The sequence below is a fragment of the Streptomyces sp. NPDC088400 genome (assembly GCF_044753355.1).
Taxonomy (GTDB): domain Bacteria; phylum Actinomycetota; class Actinomycetes; order Streptomycetales; family Streptomycetaceae; genus Streptomyces.
On sequence record NZ_JBIVMZ010000012.1, the window covers coordinates 1 to 19,436 of the forward strand.

Sequence of the window (19,436 nt, forward strand, 5' to 3'; positions counted from 1 at the left end):
CGCTGGAACAGCTCCCACAGCTCATCCGGCACCAGCCGCTCAACGATCGCAACCACGACCGAGAGCCTACCGAACCAAATGAGATGACTTCTAAGCACGCCCTCTACCCCCGCGTTGGTCACCGAAATCCGGATCACGTCGCGCGACACAACGCCGGTTCGACGCTGAACAGGCGGCCGGCGCCGCGTATCCGGCGCACACCGTCATGTCTCTGTCTCTCAGCTCTCTGCCTTTCCGGCCCGCCATCGGCGTCGCCGCACCGCGGGCCCACCCCCCAGCAAAAGGTGATGTCAATGTTTGATGTCGTGGCCATTCTTCATTGGTTCGGGCCATTCGTACTGCTCGGCGTATTCGTCATCATCTTCGCCGAATGCGGACTGCTGATCGGCGTCATTCTGCCCGGCGACCCGACGCTGTTCACCGCCGGCCTGCTCGCCGCCACCGGCGCCATCAGCCCCGATCTCGCGCTCGTGTGCCTGGTGGTCACCGTGGCGTCGATCCTCGGCAACATGTGCGGCTATTGGATCGGCGCGAAAGTCGGGCCGCCGCTGTTCGACCGGCCCAACGCCAAGCTCCTGCGGAAGGGGCAGGTGGAACAGGTCGAGCGGTTCTTCGACACGTACGGTACCCGCGCGATCGTGCTGGCCCGGTTCATCCCGCTGGCCCGCACGCTCATCACACTGATCGCCGGTGTCGGCCGGATGGACCCGAAGAAGTACTTCATCTACTCGGCCATCGGCGGCGTGCTGTGGGCCACCGGCATGACCCTCCTCGGCGGACTGCTCGGTCAGATCCCCTGGGTGGCCGACAACATCGACACCATGCTGCTCATCATGCTGGGCGTGATCGCGACGGTCTCGATCGTCCCGATCGTCAACGAGGCCATCAAGAAACGCCGGACGAAGGAACTCGCCGCCACCACTGCCGAGATCACGGCCGATCCCAACAAGACCGCCTGACACGAACCACCCCACGCGCACACTCGTCAAGCGCGGCGATCGACTACGCGCTGGTCAGCTGGGCAAGGTGACCAGGACACGACCACGACCGCCCGCGTCGACCCGGTCATGCGCCTTGGCGATGTCCTCCAGCGGGAAGCGTTCGCCGACATCAGCACTGAGGGCGCCGGCCGCGGCCGCCGCGGTGAGGTCGCGGGCCGCCTGCCGTTTGACCACGGCGGGGAAGTCGTCGCTGCCGAGCAGGCGCAGGGTGACGTTGTTGAACAGCAACGGCCAGAAGGGGAGTTCGGTGCGGTCGGCGTGGGTGCCGTAGGCGGCGATGACGGCATCGAGCGCGGTGACGGCGTTGTCGAGGTCGGCGTTGGCCGACAGGGACACCTCGATGACGCGGTGCACACCGTGGGGCGCGTACGAGCGGATGTCGGCCGCCGGGTCGCCGACATCCAGCGCCACTGCGTGGGAGACGACGGCCGGGTCGACGCGACCGAGGTCGGTGCTCCGGCGGACGGTGCCGATGACGGTGGCGCCTGCCCAGTGGGCGAGTTGGGCGGCCATGGAGCCGACACCGCCGAGCACACCGTGCACGAGGACGAGCCGGCCGTCGACCGGGCCGCCGGCGAACACGGCGCGGTGGGCGGTGATACCGGGGATGCCCAGGCTCGCGCCCAGTTCGTCGCCGAGGTGGCCCGGGAGCCGTACCGCCTGCTGGTCGGGTACGACGGTGTACTGGGCGGCGGTGCCGAAGGGCCGGTAGGACTGGGCGCCGTGGACCCACACCCGCTGTCCCACGCGGTGGGTGTCGACTCCCTCACCCACCTCGTCGATGACACCGGCCGCGTCACTGTGCGGAATGACCCTCGGGTACGGCATCGAGGAGCCCAGCCAGCCGCGCCGCTTCTTGGTGTCGCCAGGGTTGACACCCGACACAGTCACACGGACACGGACCTCACCGGGGCCGGGGTGGGGATCCGGCAGTTCGCCGACGTGCAGGACGTCGGCGGCGGGGCCCTGTTGGTCGTACCAGGACGCGAGCATGGCGGTACCTCCGGTGTCTTTCAGGGATTCTCAGGTGTTTTCTCGCCCAGGACTTCGCGGAGCCAGGCGCGTTCGGCGCGGCTGGTCGCGCGGGCGGGTGAGGAGAAAGCCATGCCGATAGGGGTCGGCGACCTCCCCTCGGCGCGCAGGGGCCGGTCACCGTCGTAGAAGAAGCTCGCCGGCTCCTCCAGGAACGCCAGGCGTCTGCGCAGTACCGCGTGCTGTTGGGTGACGTCGGGCAGCTGCGAGAGGAAGAACCTGCTGGTGCGCCTTCGTACACATGCAGCAGCTACGCGCTCTGCTCGTGTGGTGCGGCCGGACTTCCCTTCTACAGTCCCACCGAAGCAGAACTAGCCGAGGAAGCTCAGCCGGACCTGACGGTTCGTATTGTCGATGTTCGTGTCGACCAGACAGACGGACTGCCAGGTGCCCAGTTCCAGGCGTCCCCCGATCACCGGCAGCGTCGCGTGCGGTGGCACGAGGGCGGGCAGGACGTGGTCCCTGCCGTGGCCCGGGGCGCCGTGTCGGTGTTGCCAGCGGTTGTCGGCGGGCAGCAGGGTGCGCAGCGCGGCGAGCAGGTCGTCGTCGCTGCCCGCTCCCGTCTCGATGACGGCCACACCCGCGGTCGCGTGCGGTACGAAGATGTTCAGCAGGCCGTCCCGGCCCGCGGCGTTCTCCCTGAGGAACTGCTCGCAGTCGCGTGTCAGGTCGGTCACGGTCTCCTCTGTGCCGGTGCTGATGTTCAGGATCCTGGTGGTGAATGCGTCGGACATACGTCCATCCTGCCCGCCCGGACCGCGGGATCGCGCGTCCGCCTGCCGAGACGCCATTGACCGGATCCGGAATCACTCGCTACGTTCTGCCGCATGTTGCGTTCAGCTCTGCTCACCACGCGCGGTCACATCGACCTGCTGCGGGTGGCGTCCGCCGCGTGTCGCCGCGGCTGCTGACCTCTTTTTTCCCTTTTATCGCTCGTCGTTCTCTTTTCCGGCCGAGCTTCGCGTGTTCCTCTCCGCCGCACCCCGCTGATCGCGTGCCGTCGTAGCACCAACCCCGCGGGGGCGTCGAGGCACGTCTCTCCCCTCCTCCCCCCGTCTTCCGCTTCGCCCGATTCCCGCCTGTGGAGCCCCCATGACCGTCGATCACGCACCACCGGATATATCCCCTATATCCATTGATAAAGCGCCCGCCCTGGAGACCGTCACCCCGTCCTCCCCCGCCGGTTCCCGGCGCCGCTCCGTCCCCCGGTGGCTGCGCCGTACCGTCGGTCCGCTGCTGCTCCTGGCCACGTGGCAGGTGCTGAGCGCGACCGGCGTACTGCACCGCGACATCCTCGCCTCACCCGGCACCATCGCCAAGGCCGCGGGGGATCTGATCGCCGACGGCACCCTGCCGGCCGCCATCGGTATCTCGCTCCAGCGCGTCGCCGTGGGCCTGTTGCTCGGCGGGGTGATCGGGGTGGCGCTCGCTCTGGTCTCCGGCCTCTCCCGGCTCGGTGAGGATCTGGTCGACGCGACCGTTCAGATGCTGCGCACCGTGCCCTGGGTCGGGCTGATCCCGCTGTTCATCATCTGGCTGGGTATCGGTGAGGCGCCCAAGATCGCGCTCATCGCGCTCGGGGTCGCCTTCCACCTCTATCTCAACGTGTACGCGGGGATCCGCGGTGTCGACGAGCAACTCATCGAGGCGGGGCAGTCGTTGGGGCTCGGCCGGTGGGGTCTGGTGCGGCATGTCGTACTGCCGGGCGCGTTGCCCGGCGCGATGACCGGCCTGCGGTACTCGCTCGCGACCTCCTGGCTGGCCCTGGTGTTCGGCGAGTCCATCAACGCCGACGCCGGTATCGGCTTCCTGATGAACCAGGCCAGGGACTTCCTCCGTACCGACGTCATCGTCGTCTGCCTGGTCGTCTACGCCTTCCTCGGCCTGCTCGCCGATGTCATCGTCCGTACTCTCGAAAGGCTGCTGCTGCAATGGCGACCGACCTTCACGGGCCAGTGAGCACATCGCACGACTCCTCCGACGCGTTGGCCGTACGGGTCGAAGGGCTGACCCGGGCCTTCGACGGCCGACCGGTGATCGACAACCTCGATCTGACGCTGCGGCCGGGTGAGTTCACCGCGCTGCTCGGTCGCAGTGGCTGCGGCAAGTCGACACTGCTGCGGGTACTGGCGGGCCTCGACCGTGACATCCAGGGCACGGTGCTCGTACCGAAACGGCGCGCGGTCGCGTTCCAGGCTCCTCGGCTGATGCCGTGGAAGCGGGTCTGGCGCAATGTGCTGCTCGGCCTGGAAGGAAAGACCGAACGGGCCGTCGCCGAGAGCGCGTTGGAAGAGGTCGGGCTGAGCCACCGGTCCGGTGCCTGGCCCAAGACGCTCTCCGGCGGCGAGGCCCAGCGCGCCTCGCTGGCGAGGGCTCTCGTACGGGAACCGGATCTGCTGCTGCTCGACGAGCCGTTCGGCGCGCTGGACGCGCTGACCCGGATCAAGGCGCAGCAGTTGGTGGCCGAGCTGTGGCAGCGGCGCGGCTGCGCGGTGCTCCTGGTCACGCACGACGTGGACGAGGCGCTGCTGCTGGCGGACCGGGCGCTGGTGATGCGGGACGGTGTCATCGCGTACGAGACGCCGGTCGCGCTGGACCGTCCGCGCACCATCGGCGATCCGGGCTTCGCCGCGCTCCGTTCACGGCTGCTGACCGAGTTGGGCGTCGACGAACCGGCCGCCCACGAATCCGCCGCCTGACAACCCGGGACCTCCCCTCCTCACCCCCGCTCCCCAAGAAAGTCGCTCCCATGAAACGCTTCCTGCCCGCCGCCCTGCTCCCTCTCGCTCTTCTCCTCTCCGCCTGCTCCGGCGCCTCTTCCGCCAACGACTCCGGCGGCTCGGGTGGTTCACAGGGCAGGACCGACGGCAAGGGCTCACTCACGCTCAAGGTCGGCGACCAGAAGGGCGGCGCCGAAGCCGTCCTGCGAGCCGCGGGTGAGCTGGACGACCTTCCGTACAAGGTCTCCTGGTCGACCTTCTCCTCCGGTCCGCCCCTGCTCGAGGCAGTCAACGCCAAGGCCGTCGACGTCGGTTCCGTCGGCAACACCCCGCCGGTCTTCGCCGCCGGCGCCGGCTCGAAGATCAAGGTCGTGGCCGCGACCCACGGCGACGCCCGGGGCGACGCCATCCTCGTACGCAAGGACTCGCCGCTGAAGAAGGCCTCCGACCTCAAGGGCAAGTCCGTCGCGGTCGCCCAAGGAAGCTCGGCGCACTACCAGTTGATCGCGTCCCTCAGGAAGGCCGGGCTCGGTCTGGACGACATCAAGGTCAAGCTGTTGCAGCCGGCCGACGCCCTGGCCGCGTTCACCAGTGGCCAGGTGGACGCCTGGGCCGTCTGGGACCCGTACACCTCGCAGGTACTGCACGGCGGACAGGGCCGGGCCCTGACCGACGGCCGGGGTGTGGTCAACGGTCTCAACTTCCAGGTCGCCGCGCCGGCCGCTCTTGAGAACAAGAAGAAGTCCGCCGCCATCGGCGACTTCGTCCAGCGGCTGCGCCGGGCTCAGGACTGGGTCTACGACCACCCCGAGGAGTGGGCGAAGGTCTGGTCGAAGGACACCGGGCTGCCCTACGAAGTGGCCCTGGACGCGGTGAAGTTGAGCCATGGCACCCGGGTTCCGGTCGCCCTGGACAAGCCCGCGGTGGACTCCGAGCAGAAGATCGCCGACACCTTCGCCGAACTGAAGCTCATCCCGCGCCGGTTCGACTTCGCCGACTACGTGGACGACCGCTTCAACAAGAACCTGCCGCCGTCGACCTCGCCGGCGCGCAGCTACGGAAAGGCCTCTTCCCGATGAGCGTTCACCTGCACTGGTTTCTGCCGACCGGAGGCGACGGACGTACGCTCGTGGACCGCCACGCGTACACGGACGGAGGCATCAAGCGCTCCGAGATCACCCCGGTGAGCGGAGTCCGCCCTCCCGACATCGAGTATCTGGCGCAGATCGCCAAGGCCGCCGAGCATCTGGGCTTCGAAGCGGTGCTGACCCCGACCGGCACCTGGTGCGAGGACGCCTGGCTGACGACGATGGCGCTCGCCCAGCAGACCGAGCGGCTGAAGTTCCTGGTGGCCTTCCGGCCGGGCCTGATCTCACCGGTCCTGGCCGCGCAGATGGCGGCCACGTATCAGCGGATCTCCCGCGGCAGGCTGCTGCTCAACGTGGTGACCGGCGGCGACTCGACCGAGCAGCGGCGCTTCGGCGACCACCTCGACCACGACCAGCGCTACGCCCGGACCGCGGAGTTCCTCTCGGTGGTCAGGGGTGCCTGGCGCGGGCGTCCTTACGACTTCGACGGTGAGCACTACCAGGTGAACGGCGGACTGACCGCGCAGCCGCCCGACCCGCTGCCGGAGATCTTCTTCGGCGGCTCGTCGGCGGCGGCCGGACCGGTCGCCGCCGAGCACGCGGATGTGTATCTGACCTGGGGCGAACCCCCGGCCCAGGTGAAGGAGAAGATCGACTGGATCCGGGGGCTCGCCGAGGAGCGGGGCCGTGAGGTCCGCTTCGGCATCCGGCTGCACACCATCTCGCGGGACTCCGCCGGGGAGGCATGGGCGACGGCGAACCGGCTGCTGGGCGATCTCGATCCGGAGACGGTCGCGGCGGCCCAACAGGCCCTGGGCAAGAGCGAGTCGGTGGGACAGCAGCGGATGCTCGCCCTGCACGGCGGCTCCCGCGACACGTTGGAGATCTCGCCCAACCTGTGGGCGGGCGTCGGTCTGGTACGGGGTGGTGCGGGCACCGCGCTGGTCGGCAGCCACAGCGATGTCGCGGACCGGATCGAGGAGTACCACGCGCTGGGGATCGAGCACTTCGTACTCTCCGGCTATCCGCACCTGGAGGAGGCGTACTGGTTCGGCGAGGGCGTGACCCCTCAGCTGGCGGCGCGCGGGCTGCTCGCGGAGATCCCGGAGTCCCCGCGGCCGGGCACCCCCTCGGCGGACGGCCTGTCGGCATCCGGCGGCGCCCCGCTGCTGCTCGCCGGGGGCCGGTGAGCGTGCCGGCAGGTCGCCCGCGGGGGTCGGTGACCGTCTTCCCTCCGGCCCGCCCGGCGGGAAGATTCCCGGCCACGGAGCTGTTAGTAGAACCGTGAACGACTTCGGGGAGCGGGAACAGGACGTCAGAGCGGTCGATGTGGTCGTCGTCGGCGCCGGGCAGGCCGGTCTGTCCGGGGCCTACCACCTGCGGCGGCACGGGCTCGAACCCGACCGGGACTTCGTGGTCCTCGACCACGCCGCGCGGCCGGGCGGTGCCTGGCAGTTCCGCTGGCCCTCGCTGACGTACGGCAAGGTCCACGGCATGCACGCGCTTCCCGGTATGGAGCTGACGACCGGGACGGCCGACGACAGCCGCCCCTCCTCCGAGGTGATCGGCGCGTACTTCACCGCGTACGAGCGGCGGTTCGGCCTCCACGTCCACCGGCCCGTCGATGTCTCGGCCGTACGCGAGGGCGACGGCGGGCGGCTGCTGGTCGAGACGTCCGAGGGGACCTGGTCCGCGCGGGCGCTGATCAATGCCACCGGAACGTGGGACCGGCCCTTCTGGCCGCGCTATCCCGGCCAGGAGACCTTCCGGGGCCGCCAGTTGCACACCGCGAACTATCCGGGCCCGGAGGAGTTCGCCGGACTGCGGGTGGTCGTGGTGGGCGGCGGCGCCTCGGGTACACAGCATCTGATGGAGATCGCGGAGGTGGCGGCCGACACCACCTGGGTGACGCGCCGGCCGCCCGTCTACCGCGAGGGGCCGTTCAGCGAGGAGCGGGGGCGGGCGGCCGTCGCACTCGTCGACGAACGGGTACGGCTCGGGCTGCCGCCCCTGAGCGTGGTGTCGGTGACCGGGCTGCCGGTGAACGAGGCGATCGTACGGGCCCGCGAGAAGGGCGTTCTGGACCGGCTGCCGATGTTCGACCGGATCACGCCGGACGGCGTGGCCTGGGACGACGGGCGGACGGTCGCGGCGGATGTGATCCTCTGGGCGACGGGATTCCGGCCGGCCGTCGACCATCTGGCGCCGATGGGACTTCGGGAGCGGGGCGGCGGCATCCGCGTCGAGGAGACGCGTGCGGTACGGGACGAACGTATCCATCTGGTCGGGTACGGGCCTTCGGCCTCCACGATCGGCGCCAACCGGGCCGGGCGCGCGGCCGTACGCGACATCAGGCGGCTGCTGGGACGCGAACCGGCTTCCGTCTGAGGGTGGTTGAGGCGGGCCGGCGGCTCAGGCCATGTTCGTGTCGATCGGGTCCGGCACCGGTGGGCCCGGAGCCGGTCGGGGGCCGAGGCCGGTCGGCGTACGTTCGCCTCAACCCGCGTTCCTGCGGTTCCGGTTGAACTCCTCGACGTTCTTGCGGTGTTCGGCGTACTTGTTCGTGAAGCGGGTGTCACCGGACTTCACGGTCACGAAGTACAGCCAGTCTCCGCGCGAGGGATTGACGGCCGCGTTCATGGCCTCCTCCCCCGGGTTCCCGATCGGCGTGGGCGGCAGGCCTTTGCGCTCATAGGTGTTGTACGGGCTGTCGGTCTTGGTGTCGTGGAGGGTGGTGTCCAATGTGGAGCGGTTCAGCGCGTAGTTGAGGGTCGAGTCCATCTGGAGCGGCATGCCCAGGTCGAGCCGGTTGTGCACGACCCTCGCGACCTTGGCCATGTCGTCCGCCGTCGCGGCCTCGGCCTGCACGATGCTGGCGATGGTGACCGTCTGATAGCCCGTCACACCCTCGGGCCGGGCCCCGGCGCTGACGCGCTCGCCCCCGAACCGCTGGTTCGCGGTGTTGACCATATGGCTGAGCAGACTCGCCGGGGTGGTCGAGGAGTCGACCGGGTACGTGGCGGGGAACAGATAACCCTCGGGGTTGCCTCGCGCGGCCCGCGGCAGGGCGAGATGCGCGGTGGCCACGGCCCTGCGGGCGGTACCCGAAGGCTTCCTCAGGGCCTGGTCGATGGAGGCGTACACCTGAGTCGCCCGCCGGCCTTCCGGGACGACCAGGGTCGACGGCTTCTCCTCGTTGTCGCTCTCCCCGGTCAGCAGGAGTACGGGCACCAGCACGACGGCCGCCGCGACGAGAACCGCGGTCACCAGCAGGACCACCCGCCCACGGCGGGTCAGACGGGGGCGCCGACCGGGCCGTACGCCTGGAGGCTCGTTCATCATGCGGGCACGCTAACCCGGAGTGATCACCGATCCCGGCATCTGCGGTGCGACAACACGAATGACATACGGACGGCAGACGCGCGGCAGACGGCCGGTCGGTCAGCGCGCGACCGGCGCCATGTTCTCGTCCCGTACCGCCCCCGCGTCCACGGTGACGTCGGCCTCGGCGCCCGGACCGTCGGCATCGATGTCGACGTGGTGGGCCGGCCTGCTGTCCCTGCGGACCAGCGCGGCATAGCGGCCGTCCTGCCGGAGCAGTTCGTCATGGGTGCCCCGCTCGGCGACACGGCCCGCGTCGAGCACCACGATCTGGTCGGCGTCCCTGACGGTCGAGAGGCGGTGCGCGATGGTGATGGTCGTACGTCCCTCGGAGAGCGCGTCGATGGCCTCCTGCACCGCGTGTTCCGTACGGGTGTCCAGCGCACTGGTCGCCTCGTCCAGGATCAGCACCGGCGGGTCGCGCAGGATGGTGCGGGCGATCGCCAGACGCTGCTTCTCACCGCCGGAGAAGCGGTATCCGCGCTCACCGACCAGGGTGTCGTAGCCGTCGGGGAGCGAGGCGATGTGGTCATGGATCTGGGCGGCCCTGGCGGCCGTCTCGATCTCCTCGTCCGTCGCCTCCGGCTTGGCGAAACGCAGATTCTCCGCGACGGAGGCGTGGAAGAGGTACGTCTCCTGGGACACGACGCCGACCGCGCGGGCGAGGGTGTCGAAGTCGAGATCGCGCACGTCGACACCGTCGAGCAGGACGCGGCCGCCGGTCACGTCGTACAGTCTGGGCACCAGATAGCTGAGCGTCGACTTGCCGGAGCCCGTGGGGCCGACCACGGCGAGGCTGCCGCCGGACGGGACCGTCAACTCGATGCCGCTGAGCGTCTTCCTGCCCGCACTGTCCGTGTCGCCCTTGTTGCCCTCGCCGCTCTCGTCGCTCTTGTTGCCCTCGTCGCTCTTGTTGCCCTTGTCGCTCTTGCCGTCATAGCTGAAGTCGACGCCGTCGAACCGCACTTCGCCTCGGACCTTGTCGATCCTGACCGGCCGCTCCGGCTCGGTGATGTCGACGGGCAGGTCCAGGTATTCGAAGATGCGCTGGAAGAGGGCGAGCGAGGTCTGCATGTCCACTCCGGTGGACAGGAGGCTCACGGCGGGCCGGAAGAGGCCCTGCTGGAGCGAGACGAACGCGACGAGGGTGCCGATGGAGACGGCGCTGCCGGCGCCGTGCATCGCGATGCCCGCGGCCCAGTAGATGACGGCGGGCATGGCGGCCATGACGATCCCGATGGTCGACATGCGCCAGCGGCCCGCCATGTTGGAACGCACTTCGAGGTCGACCAGCCGCTCCGACTCGTCGGAGAAGGACGTGGTGAGGGAGTCGGCGCGCCCCATCGTCCGGCCGAGGAGGATGCCACTCACCGAGAGCGATTCGGTGACGGTGGCGGCCATCGTGGCCATCTGCCGCTGCCGCTCCGTGGTGATCCTCTTGCGCTCGCGGCCGACCCTGCGGCTGATCCAGACGAACACCGGCAGCAGGGCCATCGAGACGGCGGTGAGCCGCCAGTCCAGCGCGAGCATCGCCACCACCGAGGCCACGACGGCCGTGAGGTTGGAGACCAGGGACGTCGCTGTGGAGGTGACGGTCGCCTGCATGCCCCCGATGTCATTGGCGATGCGGGACTGGACCTCGCCGGTCCTGGTCCTGGTGAAGAAGGCGAGCGGCATGCGCTGGAGCTGCGCGTAGACGCCCGTACGCAGATCGTGCATGACCCGTTGGCCGACCGTCGTCGAGATCAGGGTCTGGAGCACGCCGAAGATGCTGGTGACGACGGCGGTGAGGATCATACCGAGGGCCAGCAGGCTGAGCAGCCCCGTACGGCCCTGCGGGATCGCGGTGTCGAGGATCTCGCGGAGCATGAACGGCGAGGCGACCGAGACCAGCGACGAGGCGGCGACGAGCAGTCCGACGATCGCGAGCCGGCCGCGGTAGGGGCGGAAGAGCCGGAAGATGCGCCGCAACTGGGCGGGCGGCTCCGGCTGCCCCGGGTGGTCGGGACGGGGCGAGGGTGTCCAGGTGGATAGTCCGGGCTTCATGAGCTCCTTCGAGGGGTGAGGAAGCGTCGGCGCAGCCACTGAGCTGCGGTAACACTCGATTCCTTGCAGAGCATAGCTCACTGTTACCTATGTTCACAATGACCCTTGTCCTGATATTATTCCCGCATGACCACCCCCGACGCCGATGGCATGCTCGCCGAGCAGTTGCTGCGGCTGACCCGACGGATCCACCGCATCCAGAAGCTGCAGTTGGAGCCGATCGGTATCACTCCGGCGCAGGCCCGGCTGCTGCGTACCGTCGCGTTCTACGATCAGCCGCCGCGCATGGCCGATCTGGCGGAGCGCCTCGAAGTCGTACCGCGCGCGGTGACCACCCTCGTCGACGGGCTGGAGGGGAGCGGCTGGGTGCGGCGTGTGCCCGATCCGACCAACCGCCGGGTGGTGCGTATCGAGCTCACCGACACCGGCAGGGCCACGCTGAATTCGTTGCGCGGCGCGCGGCGCTCCGCCGCGGAGGACGTGCTGGCTCCGCTGACCGCCGAGCAGCGCGAGGTGCTCGGCGGTCTGCTCTCGACGCTGGTCGACGGGGGTCCTGAGCGGCGCTGCTGAGCCGTCGCACCGCGGCCTTCCCGGCCTCCGTATTACCCGCCCGCCCCGGCCGCCGTCCGGGTGATTCCGGTCGGCTTCGGAAGCCCACCCGCTGGCTCGATCCGGCTCGTATCGCGGAAAACCGATTGCCCAGGCCACTCCAGGAGCGCGAACCTTGGACGGTTTTCGCCACTCCACGAGTCACTCCACGAGCCATGGGACATCATGCAGATTCGCGACCTTCCCTATCCCGATCCAGGGGTTGCCGATGCCCGGTCAGGCCCTCGGCTCCTGCTGTGGCTGGGGCGCAATCAGCTGGGCGGACAGCTCAAGTCCCTGTTCTGGGGCCTGCTGCACCACGCGGGCGTCGCCGGGCTGCCGGTCGGCGCGGGGCTCGCCGTCCAGGCGGTCATCGACCGCTCCGGCGCCCGGCTCGCGTTCGCCGGCGGTCTGATCGCCCTGGTCGGCGCCGCCATCGCCGTCGGCGACACGATGCTGCACCGCGCCGCCATAACCAACTGGATCACCGCCGCCTCACGCGTCCAGCAGCTGCTGGCCCGTAAGACCGCCGAGCTGGGCTCCGCGCTGACCCGCCGGGTCGCCGCCGGTGAGGTCGTCGCGGTCTCCACCGGCGATGTCGAGAAGATCGGCTGGTTCGTGGAGGCGCTCTCGCGCTTCCTGGCCTCGGTCATCGCGATCGTGCTGATCTGTGTCGGCCTGGTGCTCTACCTGCCGTCGCTCGGCATGCTGGTCGCGCTCGGCGTACCCGTACTCGCCCTCGCCGTACTGCCGTTGCTCCCCCGCGCCACCCAACGGGCCGACGTCCAGCGCGAGAAGGCCGGCAAGGCCACCGAACTCGCCTCCGACACCGTCGCGGGACTGCGCGTACTGCGTGGCATCGGCGGTGAGGAGCTCTTCCTCAGCCGCTACCGCGCCGCCTCGCAGGAGGTGCGGGAGGCCGCCGTACGCAGCGCCCGTATGTGGTCGCTGATCTCGGCGATCCAGGTGCTGCTGCCGGGCGTGCTGCTGATCACGGTCGTCTGGCACGGGGCCCAACTCGCCCTGGACGGACGCATCGGCGCCGGCGCGCTGGTGACCTTCTACAGCTCCGTCACCCTGCTGCTCTTTCCTCTGCACCACGTGGAGGAGATCGCCATGGCGTACTCCTTCTCCCGGCCCTCCGCCAAGCGCGCGGCCCGGGTGCTGTCGCTGGAGCGGACCGCGTTCGAGGACGAGCGCGGCGGTCTGGACGACGCCCGGCCGGTCGGGGATCTGTACGACCCCGCCACCGGACTGCTCGTCCCGTCCGGGCTGCTGACCGCGGTGGTGTGCGGGGATCCGGACGTGGCGGGCCGGCTCGCCGAGCGCCTGGGCGGCCATGCGGCCGAGGAGGAGAAGAGCCCGTCCGTGCTGCTCGGCGGGGTGGCGCTGGACGATCTGCCGCTGGAATCCGCGCGGGCGAGCGTGCTCGTACAGGACAAGGATCCGGTTCTGCTGTCCGGGACGCTCACCGAGTTGCTCGACGTACCGGCCTCCGGCGCGGTCGACCCGGAGAAGGCGCTCGCCGCCGCCCAGTGCGGGGACGTTCTCGACGCGCTGGCCCAGGCGTCGGTGGACGGCAGCGGGGATCCGATGGGGTCCCGGATCACCGAGCGGGGCCGCTCGCTGTCCGGCGGGCAGCGGCAGCGGCTGGCGCTGGCCCGTTCGCTGGTCACCGACCCGGAGGTGCTGGTGCTCGACGAGCCGACGTCCGCCGTGGACTCACACACGGAGGCACGGATCGCGCAGAGCGTGAAGGCGCTGCGGGCCGGCCGTACGACGGTGGTGTTCGCCTCCTCACCGCTGCTGTTGGACCACGCGGACCGCGTGGTGTTCATCCGCGCGGGCGAGGTCGCGGCGGTGGGTCTCCACTGCGAGCTGATACGGAACGACCCCGGCTACCGCGCGGTCGTCACCCGCGAGACCGAGGAGGAGGGCCCCACCGGGCCGGAACACCTCACCGGGCCGGAACGCCCCACCGATGGGCAACACCCGGCCGAGCAGGAACAGTTGATGTCCCCGGCGGCACTGCGGGCACCGGAAGAGATAGAGGAATCAGCATGATCGGCGTCGCGCCACCGGCCTACGACCCGGCGGCCCCGGAGTCGGCGACGACCCTGCCCGTCGGCACCCCGGGGACCGTACGGGCCTATGTGAGCGAGCTGCTGAGCCGGCACCGCAAGGCGTTCGTCCTGCTGGTCACCGTCAACGCCGTCTCCGTGATCGCCTCGATGATCGGGCCGTACCTCCTCGGCAGCATCGTCGAGGACCTCGCCGAAGGGGCGCGCGACCTGCATCTGGAGCGCACCGTCGCGCTGTTCGCGATCGCGCTGGTCGTCCAGACCGTGTTCGTCCGGTTGGTACGGCTGCGGGGCGCGATGCTCGGCGAGGAGATGCTCGCGGATCTGCGCGAGGACTTCCTCGTCAGGGCCGTCGGGCTGCCGCCCGGCGTGCTGGAACGGGCGGGCACCGGCGATCTGCTGTCCCGGATCACCACCGATGTCGACCGGCTGGCCAACGCCATGCGTGAGGCCGTACCACAGCTGGCGATCGGCATCGTATGGGTGGTGCTCCTGCTGGGCGCCATGACCGTGACCGCGCCACCGCTGGCGCTCGCGGTGCTGCTGGCACTGCCCCTGCTGATCGTCGGCTGCCGCTGGTACTTCAAGCGGGCGCCCGCCGCGTACCGCTCGGAGGCCGCCGGATACGCGGCCGTCGCGGCCATGCTCGCCGAGACGATCGACGCCGGCCGGACCGTGGAGGCGCACCGCCTCGGCGGGCGCCGGGTGGGGATGTCGGAACAGCGGATCAAGGAGTGGACCGCGTGGGAGCGGTACACGCTCTGGCTGCGGTCGGTGCTCTTCCCCGTCATCAACCTCACCCATGTCACGATCTTCCTGGCCGTGCTGGTGCTCGGCGGGTCCTTCGTCCTCCAGGGCTGGATCTCCGTCGGCCAGCTGACGACCGGCGCGCTGTTCGCCCAGATGCTGGTGGACCCGGTCGGCCTCATCCTGCGCTGGTACGACGAGCTCCAGGTCGCCCAGGTGTCCATCGCCCGTCTCGTCGGGGTGCGTGACATCGAGCCGGCCGAGGGCGACGAGTCGGTCGTACCGGAGGGCCGGGACGTCAGTGCCCATCAGGTGCACTTCGGTTACCGGGAGGGCGTCGACGTACTGCACCGGGTGACGCTGGACGTCAGCCCCGGCACACGGCTCGCCCTGGTCGGCCCCTCGGGCGCCGGGAAGTCGACCCTGGGGCGGCTGCTCGCGGGGATCTACGGTCCTCGCCAGGGACGTGTCACCCTGGGCGCGGCCGAGTTGTCCCGGATGCCCGCCGAGCGGGTACGGGAGCATGTCGCCCTGGTCAACCAGGAACACCACGTGTTCGTGGGCTCGTTGCGCGACAACCTGCTGCTCGCCCGCACGGGCGCGCGGGACGCCGAACTGTGGGCGGCTCTCGGCGCGGTCGACGCGGACAGCTGGGCACGGGCGCTGGAGGAGGGCCTGGACACCGTGGTCGGATCCGGTGGCGTCGCCCTGACTCCGGCGCAGGCCCAGCAGATCGCGCTGGCCCGGCTGGTGCTGGCGGACCCGCACACCCTGGTGCTGGACGAGGCGACCTCGCTGCTGGACCCGCGCGCGGCCCGGCACCTGGAGCGCTCGCTGGCCCGGGTCCTGGACGGCCGTACGGTCGTGGCGATCGCCCACCGGCTGCACACCGCGCACGACGCGGATGTGATCGCGGTGGTGGAGGAGGGCCGGATCAGCGAATTGGGCAGCCACGACGAACTGGTGGCGGCGGACGGCGCGTACGCGGCGCTGTGGCGGTCCTGGCACGGGTGACGGGACCTGCGAGCGTGGGGTGCGGATCCGCGTCCTCGGACCGACCGGCAATTTGGGGGCGGTCTCAATCCGCGAGTTCGCGCTGACGTCAGGGCGCGGCGTGCGCGGGGCCCGGGCGGGAGCCGTCGCACCCGAGACATCCGGCATCTCCGATGGCAAGATCGACTCAACTCGCCGACCAGGTCGAGCCATTGGCCGAAATGCACCACGGAGGCACCGTGCCCGCTCGTTCCACGCCACTCACTCTAGTCACCACCGCCACCGCCGCCGCACTCGTCGTGCTGTCGGGCTGTACGAGCACGAAGCCCTCCGCGTCCGGCGGCTCGGAAGTGGAGCTCGTGAACTCAGGCAAGCTCACGACCTGCACGCATCTGCCGTACGAACCGTTCCAGGTACGCAAGGGCAACGCCATCGTCGGTTTCGACGTGGACCTCGTGGATCTGGTCGCCAAGGAACTGAAGGTCACACAGGAGATCGTGGACACACCCTTCGAGGGGATTCAGACCGGCGAGGATCTCAACGCCGGGAAGTGCGACCTGGCCGCGGCGGGCATGACGATCACGCCGGTACGGGAGAAGAATCTGGACTTCTCCGCCCCCTATTTCGATGCCACCCAGGCTCTGGTCGCCAAGAAGGGCTCTTCCTTCACATCGCTGGCGAGCCTCAAGGGGAAGAAGCTCGGGGTCCAGCAGGGCACCACGGGTGAGACGTACGCGCAGAAGAACGCCCCGGGGGTGACGACCGTACAGTTCGAGGATGTGGCGCTGCTGCTCACGGCCGTGAAAACCGGTCAGGTGGACGCCGCCGTCAATGACAACGGCGTGCTGTTCGAGTACGTACGGAAAAACCCGGACACCGAGGTCACCGCCGAGTTCGAGACGGGCGAGAAGTACGGCTTCGGGGTGCGTACGGGGAATGACGCCTTGCGCAAGAAAATCGACGGGGTGATCAAGAAGGCCCGGGACGACGGCCGTTACGACCGCATCTACACGAAGTGGTTCCCCGCCGCTCCGAAGAAGTGAGGCGTTGACCACCGATGTCCATGAACCGTCGACAACGAACCCGTGTCATACGTGGTGTCCAGTACGCCGTGCTGGCCGCCGTGTTGCTTGTCCTCGCACTGGCCGCCGACTGGGGTGAGATACGCCGGGCGTTCTTCGATGTCGGCGTGGCCAAGGCCCAGTTCCCCGGCATCATCACGACCGCCCTCGTCAACACCGTCATCTACACCCTGCTCGGTTTCGGCTTCGGGCTGACTCTGGGTCTCCTCCTCGCGCTGATGCGGCTGTCGCAGGTCCCGCCGTACCGCTGGCTGGCCGTCGCCTATATCGAGTTCTTCCGCGGCGTTCCCGCTCTGCTGGTCTTCATCGCTCTTGGTTTCGGTGTCCCGCTCGCCTTCCAGGTGGCGCTCAACCAGTACGTGACCGTGATGCTGGCCCTCGGTCTCGTCGGCGCCGCCTATATCGCGGAGACGATGCGGGCGGGAATTCAGGCGGTACCCAAGGGGCAGACGGAGGCGGCGCGTTCGCTCGGTATGTCGCAGGGCCGGGCCATGGTGTCCATCGTCATTCCGCAGGCGCTGCGCATCGTGCTGCCACCGCTCACCAACGAATTGATCCTGCTGACGAAGGACTCGTCCCTGGTGTATCTGCTGGGCCTCTCGCTCTCCCAGTACGAGCTGGCCAAATTCGGCCGGGACGCGCTGAACCAGAATCGCAGCCTGACGCCGATTCTCATCGCCGGACTCTGCTATCTGGTCATTACCCTGCCGCTCGGTCATCTGGTCCGGCGGCTCGAAGCACGTACGGCGAGGGCGAGGTGAGAGCGGTGACGACAGCTCCTACGACGGACGGCGCGGCGGCGGACACACCCGCGATCGAAGTGCGGGGCCTGCACAAGTCGTTCGGTGCGGTGGAGGTGCTCGCGGGCATCGACTTCACGGTCGCCCGCGGCGAGGTCGTATGCGTCATCGGGCCGTCCGGCTCGGGCAAGTCCACACTGCTGCGCTGTGTGAACCGGCTGGAGGAACCGACCTCGGGGACGGTCGAAGTAGCCGGCACCGAGGTCACCGACCCGGATGTGGACATCGACCAGGTGCGTCGGCGGATCGGCATGGTCTTCCAGTCGTTCAACCTCTTCCCGCACCTCACCGCAGTGCAGAACCTGACGCTTCCGCAACGCCGAGTCCTCGGCCGCGGCAAGGCGGAGGCGACACGGATCGCCCGCGACCGGCTGGCCCGGGTGGGCCTGACCGGCAAGGAGTCCGCTTATCCGGCGCAGTTGTCCGGCGGTCAGCAGCAGCGGGTCGCCATCGCGCGGGCGCTGGCCATGGACCCGGAGCTGATGCTCTTCGACGAGCCGACCTCCGCGCTCGACCCGGAACTGGTCGGGGATGTCCTCGCCGTGATCCGCTCACTCGCCGACGAGGGAATGACGATGCTCGTCGTCACGCATGAGATGAGTTTCGCCAGGGAGGTGGCGGACCAGGTCGTCTTCATGGACGGCGGGGTCATCGTCGAGCAGGGCACACCGGCGCGGGTGATCGGCGCGCCCAGCCACGCCCGTACTCGGTCCTTCCTGTCGCGCGTGCTCAACCCCGCCACCGCGGGGCTCGGCGAAGGGACGGCTCCGGAGGCCGCTCCCACGCCACCCGGGGGAACCTCGACGTAGCCCTCGAAGCGGCGGTCCGAACCGGGGCGGGTGGCCGTGACTCGGCGGGGTCGCAGCCACCGATACGCCCCGGGCCTCCGGGGCGTATCCCCGGGGGCCCGGACCGCCGGGGACACGCCCCCGCTCAGATGAAGCCCAGCGCCGCCGCGCCGCCTATCCCGCCCAGCAGCATGAACACCGGCATCAGCACCTTGACCTCGACCCAGGCACCGGCCCGGAACCGCATCGCCTTCGGCGGGCCCAGCGGGTACCAGCGCTTACGGCCCACCGGTATGGGCCACAGGATCGGGCAGCCCGACACCGTCAGCGCGTCCCCGATGTCGTGCACGAGCGCGCCCAGGACGATCGGCAGCCCCAGCCAGAGGTACTCCTGGCCCGGTTCGGTGAACAGCCAGTTCGCCCCGTTGCCCGGCTGGTCGAGGATGCCCGCCAGCATCCACGCGCTGGTCGCGCCGAGCAGCCAGACCAGGATGTCGCTGGAGACCCGGGCGGCCCGCCACAGCAGTCCTTCCACCGCGAGCACCATGTGTACGAAGAGGATCGCGAGGACTCCCCAGCGCCCACCCGCGTACGCGACCGCCGAGGCACCCGCGCCGATCATCACGGCCCAGAGCCAGGTGTGGGTCAGCGTGCGGTGACCGCCGGTCCTGCGGGGGTCCCCCTGCTTCTTGGTCGCCTTGTAGACGGCGTACGACAGTTTGTCGACGACTTCACAGAGAGTCCGCGAGACCGGGCCGAACGCCCGGGAGATCGTCGCGGCCTTGTGGTCCAGGTCGGGGGCGAGCGCGGCGCCCGCGCAGATCAGCGCGCCGGCGACCAGGACCGGCCACGGCATCGCGTAGCCGGCGGCGGCAGCCGCGGCACCCGCCCCCAGCCAGGCCGCCGCCCCTGACAGAGAGTGTGCCGGTCCCATCATGGTCGTACCCGCCCCAATGCAGTTGTCCGCAGTTGTTGTGAAGCTGCCGTCGTCCCGCAGCCGTCGTTGTCGTGCAGCCGTCGTTGTCGTGCAGTTGCCGTTTGCCGTGAAGAACTGTGCGGTGAAGCACAGTTACCACCGCAGCGTATCGT

The 19,436-nt window shown here is 69.6% G+C and carries 18 protein-coding genes and 1 pseudogene; 13 read left to right on the forward strand and 6 right to left on the reverse strand.

Annotated elements, in window-relative coordinates; translation table 11 throughout:
• The first annotated feature begins 305 nt into the window (after positions 1-305).
• Positions 306-959, forward strand: a complete 654-nt coding sequence (locus ACIQD6_RS26940; protein WP_401886842.1) for a DedA family protein — start codon at positions 306-308, stop codon at positions 957-959.
• A gap of 54 nt (positions 960-1,013) precedes the next feature.
• Here ACIQD6_RS26940 and ACIQD6_RS26945 read toward each other — a convergent pair whose 3' ends face one another.
• From ACIQD6_RS26945 to ACIQD6_RS26955, 3 genes and pseudogenes are all read right to left on the reverse strand, one after another.
• Positions 1,014-1,994, reverse strand: coding sequence for an NADPH:quinone reductase (locus tag ACIQD6_RS26945; RefSeq protein ID WP_401886844.1), 981 nt, complete (start codon positions 1,992-1,994; stop codon positions 1,014-1,016).
• Between the two features lie 20 nt (positions 1,995-2,014).
• Positions 2,015-2,248 (reverse strand): annotated as a pseudogene (locus ACIQD6_RS26950) (PadR family transcriptional regulator); the annotation flags it as partial.
• A 96-nt stretch (positions 2,249-2,344) separates the two neighbouring features.
• The gene (locus ACIQD6_RS26955) at positions 2,345-2,767 is read right to left on the reverse strand and encodes a secondary thiamine-phosphate synthase enzyme YjbQ (protein ID WP_401886845.1); all 423 of its coding nucleotides are present in this window, start codon (positions 2,765-2,767) and stop codon (positions 2,345-2,347) included.
• 93 nt (positions 2,768-2,860) lie between these two features.
• Here ACIQD6_RS26955 and ACIQD6_RS26960 point away from each other — a divergent pair, with 93 nt between their 5' ends.
• The 6 genes from ACIQD6_RS26960 to ACIQD6_RS26985 all read left to right on the forward strand — a co-directional run bounded on the left by ACIQD6_RS26960 (position 2,861) and on the right by ACIQD6_RS26985 (position 8,229).
• Positions 2,861-2,944 carry a putative leader peptide gene (locus tag ACIQD6_RS26960; protein ID WP_349817350.1) on the forward strand — a complete coding sequence of 28 codons (84 nt, stop codon included), beginning with the start codon at positions 2,861-2,863 and terminating at the stop codon, positions 2,942-2,944.
• A gap of 181 nt (positions 2,945-3,125) precedes the next feature.
• On the forward strand, positions 3,126-3,992 hold the full coding sequence (locus ACIQD6_RS26965; protein ID WP_401886848.1) for an ABC transporter permease: 867 nt from the start codon (positions 3,126-3,128) through the stop codon (positions 3,990-3,992).
• A complete protein-coding gene (locus tag ACIQD6_RS26970) occupies positions 3,965-4,732 on the forward strand; it encodes an ABC transporter ATP-binding protein (protein ID WP_401886859.1) in 768 nt (255 codons plus the stop codon). The genes ACIQD6_RS26965 and ACIQD6_RS26970 overlap by 28 nt, the downstream gene beginning before the upstream one ends.
• Positions 4,733-4,782: 50 nt before the next feature.
• Positions 4,783-5,832 carry an ABC transporter substrate-binding protein gene (locus ACIQD6_RS26975; RefSeq protein ID WP_401886892.1) on the forward strand — a complete coding sequence of 350 codons (1,050 nt, stop codon included), beginning with the start codon at positions 4,783-4,785 and terminating at the stop codon, positions 5,830-5,832.
• Positions 5,829-7,031 (forward strand): LLM class flavin-dependent oxidoreductase, encoded by a 1,203-nt coding sequence (locus tag ACIQD6_RS26980; protein ID WP_401886895.1) that lies wholly within the window; start codon positions 5,829-5,831, stop codon positions 7,029-7,031. Before ACIQD6_RS26975 ends, ACIQD6_RS26980 begins: the two co-directional genes overlap by 4 nt.
• A gap of 94 nt (positions 7,032-7,125) precedes the next feature.
• The gene (locus ACIQD6_RS26985) at positions 7,126-8,229 is read left to right on the forward strand and encodes an NAD(P)-binding domain-containing protein (protein WP_401886897.1); all 1,104 of its coding nucleotides are present in this window, start codon (positions 7,126-7,128) and stop codon (positions 8,227-8,229) included.
• 108 nt (positions 8,230-8,337) lie between these two features.
• On the opposite strand, the gene mltG is transcribed toward ACIQD6_RS26985, so the two are convergent.
• Positions 8,338-9,183 carry an endolytic transglycosylase MltG gene (mltG, locus tag ACIQD6_RS26990; protein WP_401886900.1) on the reverse strand — a complete coding sequence of 282 codons (846 nt, stop codon included), beginning with the start codon at positions 9,181-9,183 and terminating at the stop codon, positions 8,338-8,340.
• A gap of 99 nt (positions 9,184-9,282) precedes the next feature.
• On the reverse strand, positions 9,283-11,268 hold the full coding sequence (locus ACIQD6_RS26995; RefSeq protein ID WP_401886903.1) for an ABC transporter ATP-binding protein: 1,986 nt from the start codon (positions 11,266-11,268) through the stop codon (positions 9,283-9,285).
• A 126-nt stretch (positions 11,269-11,394) separates the two neighbouring features.
• On the opposite strand from ACIQD6_RS26995, the gene ACIQD6_RS27000 reads away from it, so the two are divergent.
• From ACIQD6_RS27000 to ACIQD6_RS27025, 6 genes are all read left to right on the forward strand, one after another.
• Positions 11,395-11,838 (forward strand): MarR family winged helix-turn-helix transcriptional regulator, encoded by a 444-nt coding sequence (locus ACIQD6_RS27000; RefSeq protein ID WP_401886907.1) that lies wholly within the window; start codon positions 11,395-11,397, stop codon positions 11,836-11,838.
• Between the two features lie 204 nt (positions 11,839-12,042).
• Complete coding sequence (locus ACIQD6_RS27005; protein ID WP_401886909.1) at positions 12,043-13,920, forward strand: ABC transporter transmembrane domain-containing protein; 1,878 nt, start codon at positions 12,043-12,045, stop codon at positions 13,918-13,920.
• Positions 13,917-15,698 carry an ABC transporter ATP-binding protein gene (locus ACIQD6_RS27010; RefSeq protein ID WP_401886911.1) on the forward strand — a complete coding sequence of 594 codons (1,782 nt, stop codon included), beginning with the start codon at positions 13,917-13,919 and terminating at the stop codon, positions 15,696-15,698. Before ACIQD6_RS27005 ends, ACIQD6_RS27010 begins: the two co-directional genes overlap by 4 nt.
• A 218-nt stretch (positions 15,699-15,916) precedes the next feature.
• A complete protein-coding gene (locus tag ACIQD6_RS27015; protein ID WP_401886914.1) occupies positions 15,917-16,720 on the forward strand; it encodes an ABC transporter substrate-binding protein in 804 nt (267 codons plus the stop codon).
• A 14-nt stretch (positions 16,721-16,734) separates the two neighbouring features.
• Positions 16,735-17,520, forward strand: a complete 786-nt coding sequence (locus ACIQD6_RS27020) for an amino acid ABC transporter permease (protein WP_401886917.1) — start codon at positions 16,735-16,737, stop codon at positions 17,518-17,520.
• Positions 17,521-17,525: 5 nt separating this feature from the next.
• Entirely contained in the window at positions 17,526-18,368 is an 843-nt protein-coding gene (locus ACIQD6_RS27025; RefSeq protein ID WP_401886920.1) for an amino acid ABC transporter ATP-binding protein, read from the forward strand.
• Positions 18,369-18,492: 124 nt separating this feature from the next.
• Here the strand turns inward: ACIQD6_RS27025 and ACIQD6_RS27030 are convergent, their stop codons facing one another.
• Positions 18,493-19,284, reverse strand: a complete 792-nt coding sequence (locus ACIQD6_RS27030) for a metal-dependent hydrolase (RefSeq protein ID WP_401886923.1) — start codon at positions 19,282-19,284, stop codon at positions 18,493-18,495.
• Between the last annotated feature and the right edge of the window lie 152 nt (positions 19,285-19,436).